Below are 6,000 nucleotides of genomic sequence, written 5' to 3' on the forward strand. Positions count from 1 at the left end.
TCGGATTCACTCACGTGAACAGTGGGGGCGAAATAGTCAGAATATAAATCGTGGTGCAGGTATGCGAACCAGTCTCGCGCGTGAGTGGGCTCCCGCCCGGCAGGCGGGACGGCTCAGGCGGACTCCGCGGCCTCGGTGAGTCGCTGGGCGCCCGCGTAGGCCACGGCCGAGACGACGAGCAGCAGCAGGGGCAGCCAGGGGCTGGGCAGCCGGTCCGCGAGCAGCACGGCGACGACCGCGGTGGCGCCGGTGCCCAGCAGGGCCGTCGCGACCGCCTGGGGTGCGGAGACGAGCCGCAGCAGCAGCCCGCCGGCCACGACCCCCGCGACCAGCGCGAGCACCAGCAGCGTGGCTCCCAAGCCCGTGCCGCAGCTGCTCGAGCCCAGCGCCGCGCGACAGCCCTGGGAGGAGAGTGCCACCAGCGCGACCATGACCGCCCCGGAGCCGAGCCCTGCGAGCGGAGCCACGGCGGCCGGGGACAGGCCTCGGGCGCCCTCCAGGCCCGCCGCCAGCGCCGCTCCCGCACGCTCGCGGCGCCCGGGGCCCGCAGGCTCGGGCTGGGGGTCGGGCTGGGGGACGGGCTGGGGCCGGGCCTCGGCGACGGGCTCGCGCTCCGGCGCCGGCTGGACGAGGGTCGGCTGCTCGGTCGTGGCCGCGTCCGGGCCCGACGTCCCCCCGGGGCCCGGGGCGCCCTCGTCCGCCGCGTCCTCGTCGGCCGCGGCGTCGGCGCCGCGGCGGCGGCCGAGCAGGCGCCCGAGGCTGGGCGCGGCGAGCTTGTCGCGCTCGGAGTCAGGCATGCCCGCAGTGTGGCACGCGCCACGGTGCGAGGACATACGCCCAGGGGTCCCGCGGTGGGCCCGGGGGGAGGGGGGAGGACAGACGCACGCAGGGCCCGGACCCACTCTCGTGGGTCCGGGCCCTGCTGTCGGTGCCGGGGCACCTGAGGGTCGGGCTGACAGGATTTGAACCTGCGGCCTCCTCGTCCCGAACGAGGCGCGCTACCAAGCTGCGCCACAGCCCGATGTGCTCCACCAACGGTGGCTCACAAGCACGGGAGCATAGCCCAGCGGCGTGGTCGGCCCCCAATCGGGGAGCATCCCTGGACGGGTCGGCCCGCGCCCGCTCAGGCCACCGGCTCCAGGGTCAGCAGGACGGCCTCCGGGCGGCAGGCGACGCGCACCCGGGCGAAGGGGCTGGTGCCGAGCCCCGCGCACACGTGCAGCCAGGACGAGGCGGGGTCGCCGGGCCGGGAGTCGGCCGGGTGCCGGTGCAGTCCGCGGGCGCGCGCGTTGTCGAGGTCGCAGTTGGTGGTGAGCGCCCGGCCGTTCGGCAGGCAGACCTGGCCGCCGTGGGTGTGGCCGGCCAGGATCGCGTCCCACCCGCGCTGCGCGAAGTGGTCCAGCACGCGCAGGTACGGCGCGTGCGCGACGGCGAGCCGCACGCCGGCGTCCACGGGTGCGGCGTCGTCGACCGCGGCGAGGTCGTCGTAGGCCAGGTGCGGGTCGTCGACCCCCGCGAAGGCCAGGTCGACACCCTTCACGCTCAACCGCCCCGTGGTGTTGGTGAGGTCCAGCCACCCGCGACCGGTGAACGTGGCGGCCATGTGCCGCCACGGCAGCTCCGGCACGTCGGTGCGCCGCTTGCCGGTGTCGGGCAGCAGGTACTGGAACGGGTTGCGCACGCGCGGCTCGAAGTAGTCGTTGGAGCCCAGGACGAAGACGCCCGGCGCATCCAGGAGCGGGCCGAGGGCCTCGACCAGCGGGCCGACCGCACGCTGGTGGGAGAGGTTGTCGCCGGTGTTGACCACGAGGTCCACGGGCAGCGCGGAGAGCCGCGTCAGCCAGTCCCGCTTGCGCTCCTGGCCCGGGGTGAGGTGGATGTCGGAGAGGTGCAGCACGCGGATCGGGTCCGCCCCGGCGGGCAGCACCGGCAGTCGGTGGCGGCGCAGGGTGTACCGGCGGGCCTCGGCGGCGCCGGCGGCCAGCGCGGCGCCGCCGGCCGCCGCCAGGCCGAGGCCCGCGAGCACGGCGGGGCCGGGGGTGGGCAGCGGTCGGGCCAGCGCGTCGCGCAGCAGGCGCGGCGGGGCGGGAATCGACGTGTGTCGCACGAGGCCAGGCTGCCACAATGGCGCCCATGACCACTCTCAAGGACCGTCTCCGCACCGACCTCACCGCCGCCATGAAGGCACGCGACGAGCTGCGGTCCTCCACCCTGCGGATGGTCCTGTCCGCCGTCACCAACGCCGAGGTCGCGGGCAAGAGCGCCAAGGTGCTCACCGACGACGAGGTCGTCACCGTGCTGACCAGCGAGGCGAAGAAGCGCCGCGAGGCCGCGTCCGCCTTCGCCGAGGGCGGACGGGCCGAGTCCGCGCAGCGCGAGGAGGCCGAGGCCGGCGTCATCGCCGAGTACCTGCCCGAGCAGCTGACCGACGAGGAGGTCGCCGCGATCGTCGCGGCCGCGGTGGAGTCCACCGGCGCCGCCGGCGAGGGGATGCGCGCCATGGGCAAGGTGATGGGCGTGGTGCAGAAGCAGACCAAGGGTCGCGCGGACGGCGGCGCGGTGGCCGCCGAGGTGAAGAAGCAGCTCGGCGCCTCCTGAGACCGAGGCGGCGACCGAGGGCGTCGACCGCAGGACGAGCAGGGCCCCGGACCGATGATCGGTCCGGGGCCCTGTCGCGTCAGGCGGGGTGGCGGCTAGCCGTTGTTGCCGCCGCCGTTGTTGCCCCCGCCGTTGCCGTTCCCGTTGTTGCCGCCGTTCCCGTTGTTGCTGCCGCCGCTGTTGCCGCCGCCGTCGTTCCCACCGTTGTTGTTGCCGCCGTCGTTGTTGCCACCGGTGCTGGGGGTGTTCACGACCGGCGGGACGCCGTTGGAGGGGTAGAGGATGACGAAGGAGTTCTCCGCGGCGGTGCTGCCGCCGCCCGGGGAGCTGTAGGCCACCAGGCCGGCCGAGAGCGAGGAGTTCACCGAGCTGCCGACGGAGACGCCGAAGCCGGCGTCCTTCAGCGTCTGGCGGGCGGTCTCGATGGTCATGCCGGAGACCGAGGGGACGGTCGTCTGCACACCGTTGACGACCGCGTCGGTGGGAGCCACGAAGTTCTCGTTCGCCAGCTGGTCGTCGATCGCCTTCATCGCGTCGCCCCAGATCGGCGCGGCGTAGGTGGAGCCCGAGGCCGAGGCCACGTAGCGGCCGTTGAGGTACTTGCCCACCAGCGACTCGGGCTGGCCGAGGTTGTTCACGCCGGCCACCATCGAGACGGCCGCCATGTTGCGGGTGAAGCCGGCGAACCAGACGGCGCGGCCGCTCTGGGTGGTACCGGTCTTGCCGCCCGCGGGCTGGTCGAGCGCCTGGGCGGAGGCGAAGCCGCCCTCGATGACGCCGCGGAGCACGTCCGCGACGCCGTCGGCGGTCGTGGCCTGCATGACCCGCTCGCAGCTGGAGTCGTACTCCTTGACCGTGTTGCCGTTCGGGCCGGTGATCGAGGTGACCGGGCGCGAGTCGCAGTGGACGCCGCGACCGGCGAAGGTCGCGTAGGCCTCGGCCATCTCCAGCACGCTGGTGTCGGCGACGCCCAGGGTGAAGGCCGGCACCTCGTACAGGCTGCGGGCGGTCTTGCCCTTGAGGTTCTGGATGCCCATCTTCACCGCGAGGTTGTAGGGCTTGCAGATGCCGACGCGCTGCTCGAGCTGCACGAAGAACGTGTTCACCGACTGCTGGGTGCCCGTGTAGAGCGTGTAGGTGCCGTAGCCCGTGGAGTTGTTGACCTCGTAGTCCTGGGTGCTCTGGATCGGGCCGCTGCAGTCGCGGAAGGAGCTGATCGGCAGGGTGATCGTCTGCGGCGAGGCGATCTGCGTGTTCAGCGGGATGCCCTGCTCGATGGCGGTGGCCAGGACGAACGGCTTGAACGTCGAGCCCGGCTGGAAGCCGTTGGAGTCGCCGTACTCCTTGGGCACCACGAAGTTCAGGTAGGTCTCGCCCTGCTTCTTCTTCCGGCCCATCGGACGGGACTGCGCCAGCGCCTTCACGTCACCGGTCAGCGGCTCGACCATGGCCAGGCCGCCGATGGCCCCGTCGGTCGGCTGCACGGCGTTGGAGACGGAGGTGTCCGCGGCGTTCTGGAAGTCCATGTCCAGCGTCGTCTGGATGGTGAGGCCGCCGGTGTAGAGCAGGCGACGACGCGCCTTCTCGGAGCGCCCCAGGTCGGAGTCGGCGACCAGGTAGTTGACGACGTAGTCGCAGAAGAACGGGGCGGTCGCGGAGACGCAGCCGTTCTGGTTCTTCTGCACGTCCAGGCCCAGGCCCTGCTTGCGCAGCTTGGCGGCCCGCTTCTGGCTGATCACCGACAGGTCCGCCATCCGCTGGATGACGACGTCACGACGGTCCTTGGCGCGGGCCTTGTCGTTGGTCGGGTCGTACCCGTAGGGGTTCTTGACCATGCCGGCGAGCATCGCCGACTGCTTGACGTTGAGGTCCTTGGCGTTGACGTTGAAGAAGTGCTTGGCCGCCGCCTGGATGCCGTAGGCGCCGTCGCCGAAGTAGACGATGTTGAGGTAGCGCTCGAGGATCCAGTCCTTGGAGTGCTGCTCCTCCAGCGCGACCGCGTACCGCAGCTCGGTGAGCTTGCGCGCGTAGGTGTCCGCCGTGGCCGCCGCCTGCTCCTCCTCGGTCGCCGCCTGGTTGATCAGGGTCTGCTTCACCAGCTGCTGCGTGATCGACGAACCGCCCTGGACGGTGCCGCCCGAGGCCTGGTTGGTCACGAAGGCACGCAGCGTGCCCTTCACGTCCAGCGCGCCGTGCTCGTAGAACCGGTAGTCCTCGATCGAGAGGATCGCCTTGACCATCGTGCGCGAGACCTGCCGCAGCGGCACCTCGACACGGTTCTGGTCGTACAGCGTCGCGATCGTGTTGCCGTCGACGTCGAGGATGGTGGTGCGCTGGGCCAGGTCGCCGGTCTCCAGCTCCTCGGGGAGGTCGTCCATGGTCTCGGCGACACCCTGCGCGCTCAGGCCCACGAGGCCGGCGAACGGGATGGCGAGACCGGCGACGACGACGCCGAGCACGACGGAGACGGCGACCATCACCCCGAGGTGGGAGGTGATCCGGGCCGCGGTGCGGGAAGCGGACATGGGCGCAAGGGTACGGGAGCACCCCCAGCCTGGCCGCGTCGTCGCGGCCGCCCCGGCGGAGGACCCGCGCAGGCGTCTCACAGGTTCGTCCACGGGGCCTCCGCGGGGCCCCGGCCCGGTCGGGCTGGCCCGGTCGGGGAGGTGGGGGTACCACCCGGACCGGGCGGGCCGAGGCCGTCGTGGCCACGGCCGTGCACCGGCGTCCGGTGAAACCTGCGCCCGGCCTGGGTGGCCCTGTGGGTCAGCCCGCAGGGGTGAGCGGCATGGCCCGGAACCCCGGTGGGTGTCTGACCTGGTCAGAATCCAGGTCGGGAACGGTTGCAACGGGTGTTGCAGCGTTCTGAAACGTTGCCGTAACGCGACGGTCGCCCGGCGGTGATCCCCCAGGGTTCCGGGGGTGCACTCGGACTAGTCATATCGGACTAGAAGGTTTGGGCAATTCGTGCCTGCAAAGGTCGGCACGACGGCGGTTTAACTTTAACCAGGGACAAGTAACGGGTCCGACGACCGCCATGGGGGTGGAGGTCGCGGGCCCCTGGAATGATGTGGGGACGACATCATGTGGGTTGAAGACTGGGCGCCTGAGGCGGCCTGCCGAGAGGCGCAGCCGGACGAACTGTTCGTGCGCGGCGCCGAGCAGAACAAGGCGAAGATGATGTGCGGCGGTTGCCCCGTCCGCACCGAGTGCCTCGCAGAGGCCCTCGACAACCAGATCGAGTGGGGCGTGTGGGGCGGCATGACGGAGCGTGAGCGCCGTGCCCTGCTCCGTCGCAAGCCGGCGTCCTCGTGGCGCCAGGTGCTCGAGACGGCACGCACCAACCCGAGCGCTCCGACGCGCACGGCCGCTCCGGTCGGTCGCTGAACCGGCCGGCCCCCC

General features: G+C 72.2%; 5 protein-coding genes and 1 tRNA gene. 2 read left to right on the plus strand and 4 right to left on the minus strand.

Annotation, left to right across the window (positions count from 1 at the left end):
* Positions 1 to 113: 113 nt before the first annotated feature.
* The 3 genes from M8316_RS08990 to M8316_RS09000 all read right to left on the minus strand — a co-directional run bounded on the left by M8316_RS08990 (position 114) and on the right by M8316_RS09000 (position 2,107).
* Positions 114 to 797 carry a hypothetical protein gene (locus tag M8316_RS08990; RefSeq protein WP_250053889.1) on the minus strand — a complete coding sequence of 228 codons (684 nt, stop codon included), beginning with the start codon at positions 795 to 797 and terminating at the stop codon, positions 114 to 116.
* Between the two features lie 150 nt (positions 798 to 947).
* Positions 948 to 1,021 (minus strand) — tRNA-Pro (locus tag M8316_RS08995).
* A 102-nt stretch (positions 1,022 to 1,123) separates the two neighbouring features.
* Entirely contained in the window at positions 1,124 to 2,107 is a 984-nt protein-coding gene (locus tag M8316_RS09000; RefSeq protein WP_308195982.1) for a metallophosphoesterase, read from the minus strand.
* A 26-nt stretch (positions 2,108 to 2,133) separates the two neighbouring features.
* Here M8316_RS09000 and M8316_RS09005 point away from each other — a divergent pair, with 26 nt between their 5' ends.
* The gene (locus tag M8316_RS09005) at positions 2,134 to 2,598 is read left to right on the plus strand and encodes a GatB/YqeY domain-containing protein (RefSeq protein ID WP_250053890.1); all 465 of its coding nucleotides are present in this window, start codon (positions 2,134 to 2,136) and stop codon (positions 2,596 to 2,598) included.
* Positions 2,599 to 2,693: 95 nt separating this feature from the next.
* Here the strand turns inward: M8316_RS09005 and M8316_RS09010 are convergent, their stop codons facing one another.
* A complete protein-coding gene (locus M8316_RS09010) occupies positions 2,694 to 5,123 on the minus strand; it encodes a transglycosylase domain-containing protein (RefSeq protein ID WP_250053891.1) in 2,430 nt (809 codons plus the stop codon).
* Positions 5,124 to 5,682: 559 nt separating this feature from the next.
* Between M8316_RS09010 and M8316_RS09015 the strand changes: the two genes are divergently transcribed.
* Positions 5,683 to 5,985 (plus strand): WhiB family transcriptional regulator, encoded by a 303-nt coding sequence (locus M8316_RS09015; RefSeq protein ID WP_250053892.1) that lies wholly within the window; start codon positions 5,683 to 5,685, stop codon positions 5,983 to 5,985.
* The last annotated feature ends 15 nt before the right edge of the window (positions 5,986 to 6,000 follow it).

Origin of the sequence: Nocardioides bruguierae (genome assembly GCF_023554635.1) — a bacterium.
Taxonomy (GTDB): domain Bacteria; phylum Actinomycetota; class Actinomycetes; order Propionibacteriales; family Nocardioidaceae; genus Nocardioides; species Nocardioides bruguierae.